Genomic DNA, 2,888 nt, shown 5'->3' with positions numbered 1-2,888 from the left:
CCTCCGGGCCGCCGGTGCGACCGTCGTCGTCGACGACCTCGCCGTCTTCCTTCCCGCCTCCCGCACCGAGACCCCGGAGTCCGCATGATCGATCGCGACCGCTTCCCCGTCGACCCGTGGCGTCTGATCGACACGCATTACTCGGAGGAAGGCGTCGGCGAGACGCTGTTCTCGGTCGGCAACGGCTACCTGGGTCTGCGCGGCAACCACATCGAGGGTCGCGGCGCCCAGGAGCACGGCACCTTCATCAACGGGCTGCACGAGACGTGGCCGATCCGCCATGCCGAACAGGCCTACGGCTTCGCCGAGGTCGGGCAGACGATCGTCAACGCACCGGATGCCAAGGTCATGCGGGTGTACGTCGACGACGAGCCGATCTCGCTCGACGACGCCGACGTGCGCGAGTACCGTCGCACCCTCGACCTGCGCACCGGCGTGCTCGAGCGCTTCGTCGTGTGGGAGACGCCGTCGGGCAAGCGGGTGCGGATGCGTGACGAGCGGATCGTGAGCTTCGAGGAGCGCCACCTCGCGGTACTGCGACTCGAGGTGGTGGTCGAGAACGCGGATGCGCCGGTCACGATCAGCTGCCAGCTGCTGAACAGGCAGGACGGCGCCGGTGTCTACGCCGGTACGCCGATCGGCACCAAGGCCGCGGCGTTCGACCCCCGCAAGGCCGAGAAGATCGCCGATCGCGTGCTGGAGCCCGCCGAGCACTGGCAGGACGGGCTGCGCTCTGCGCTCTCCTACCGCGTCGCCGATTCGGGGATGACGGTCGCGGTGGTCGCCGACCACGTGGTGGAGACCGAGAACGAGTTCAACGCCCGCACGCTCGTCGAGCCCGACATCGCGAAGAACGTCTTCCGCGTGCAGGCGAAGGCCGGTGTGCCGATCACCGTGACCAAGCTCGTCAGCTACCACACGTCGCGTGGCGTGCCCCCGAGGGAGCTGGTCGACCGGTGCCGGCGCACGCTCGATCGGGCTGCGGACGAGGGCGTCGAGACGGTGTTCCGTCGTCAGAGGGAGTGGCTGGACGCGTTCTGGGACCGCAGCGACGTGCAGATCGGAGGAAGGGACGACCTGCAGCAGGCCACCCGCTGGTGCCTCTTCCAGCTCGCTCAGGCATCGGCGCGCGCCGACGGCGCCGGAGTGCCGGCCAAGGGCGTCTCGGGTTCGGGATACAGCGGCCACTACTTCTGGGACACCGAGATCTACGTGCTCCCCTTCCTCACCTACACGTCGCCCCGGTGGGCCTACAACGCCCTCCGCGCACGGGTGGGGATGCTGCCGGCCGCACGGCGCAGGGCGGCCCAGCTCAACGAGGCGGGAGCCCTGTTCCCGTGGCGCACGATCAACGGCGAGGAGGCCTCCGCCTACTACGCCGCCGGCACCGCGCAGTACCACATCAACGCCGACATCAGCTTCGCGCTCGGCAAGTACGTGCGTGCCACCGGGGACGAGGAGTTCCTGCGCCGCGAGGGCGCGGACATCGCGATCGAGACCGCGCGGCTGTGGGCGACGCTCGGGTTCTGGCGTGCTTCGCGTCTGGTCGAGGAGACCGGGGCGGGCGACGGGATCGACACGTTCCACATCCATGGCGTCACCGGCCCTGACGAGTACACGACGGTCGTCAACGACAACCTGTACACGAACGTCATGGCGCGCTACAACCTCCGCTACGCGGCCAAGGTCGTGCGCGAGATCCGCGAGAGCTATCCCGAGGACTACGTGAAGCTCGTCGATCGCACGGGACTCGGACCAGGAGAGGCCGAGGCCTGGGACCGCGCGGCCGAGGCGATGTACATCCCCTACAGCGAGGGGCTCGGCATCCACCCGCAGGACTCGCTGTTCCTCGAGCGCGAGGTCTGGGACCTCGCCAACACCCCGGCCGAACAGCGTCCGCTCCTGCTGCACTTCCACCCTCTGGTGATCTACCGGTTCCAGGTGCTCAAGCAGGCGGATGTCGTGCTCGCGCTGTTCCTGCAGGGCAATCACTTCACGCCGGAGGAGAAGAAGGCCGACTTCGACTACTACGACCCGCTGACCACCGGCGACTCGACGCTGTCGGCCGTCGTGCAGTCGATCCTGGCGGCCGAGGTGGGGTACCAGGACCTCGCGCAGAAGTACTTCGAGCAGTCGCTGTTCGTCGACCTGCACGACCTGCACCACAACGCGGCTGACGGCGTGCACGTGGCGTCGGCGGGCGGGGTGTGGACAGCGCTGGTGTGCGGTTTCGGCGGTATGCGCGACTATGCCGGCGACCTCAGCTTCGACCCGAGGCTCCCTGCCGGATGGCCGTCGCTGTCGTTCCCGCTGCAGTGGCAGGGGTCGACCTTGAGGGTGACGGTGACGAAGGACGAGCTCCGCGTGGAAGTGCGCAACGGGCCGCCCGTGCCCTTCAGCGTGCGGGACACGGCCTACATCGCGACGGTGGAGGATGAGGTCGTCGTGCCGCTCGCCGATCAGGGTCCGCTGATCCCCGGACGGCCGACCCTCCGGCAGTTCGCCGACGCCCGACGCGAGGACGGGACGCGCATGTCGGCGTCCGTTCCCGTGATCACCACGGCGATCCCGGTGATCGAACCGATCGACTGACCGCTCGGCCCGCCGAAGGTCGGTGGCACGCCGTAGGCTGTTGTGGTGACCACAGCCCTCTACCGCCGCTACCGCCCCGAAGCATTCGGCGAGATGATCGGGCAGTCCCAGGTGACCGATCCGCTGATGACGGCGCTGCGAGGCGACCGGGTCGGCCACGCCTACCTGTTCTCCGGTCCTCGCGGGTGCGGGAAGACGACGTCTGCGCGCATCCTGGCGCGGTGCCTGAACTGCGCCGAGGGGCCTACCGACGTGCCCTGCGGAGTGTGCCCGAGCTGCGTCGAGCTGTCGCGCGC

1 protein-coding gene and 1 pseudogene are annotated in these 2,888 nt (G+C 69.1%); both read left to right on the top strand.

All coding sequences use genetic code 11. The annotated features are described in order from the left end of the window. Positions 1-84: 84 nt before the first annotated feature. A complete protein-coding gene (locus DSP71_RS00010) occupies positions 85-2,592 on the top strand; it encodes a glycoside hydrolase family 65 protein (RefSeq protein ID WP_046747903.1) in 2,508 nt (835 codons plus the stop codon). 45 nt (positions 2,593-2,637) lie between these two features. After that, positions 2,638-2,888, top strand: a pseudogene (locus tag DSP71_RS22800) (DNA polymerase III subunit gamma and tau); the annotation flags it as partial.

Source organism: Microbacterium sp. H6 (assembly GCF_003314775.1).
GTDB lineage: Bacteria > Actinomycetota > Actinomycetes > Actinomycetales > Microbacteriaceae > Microbacterium > Microbacterium oxydans.
Note: the sequence above shows the minus strand (reverse complement) of the source record. Positions and strands in the feature narration are given on the sequence as shown.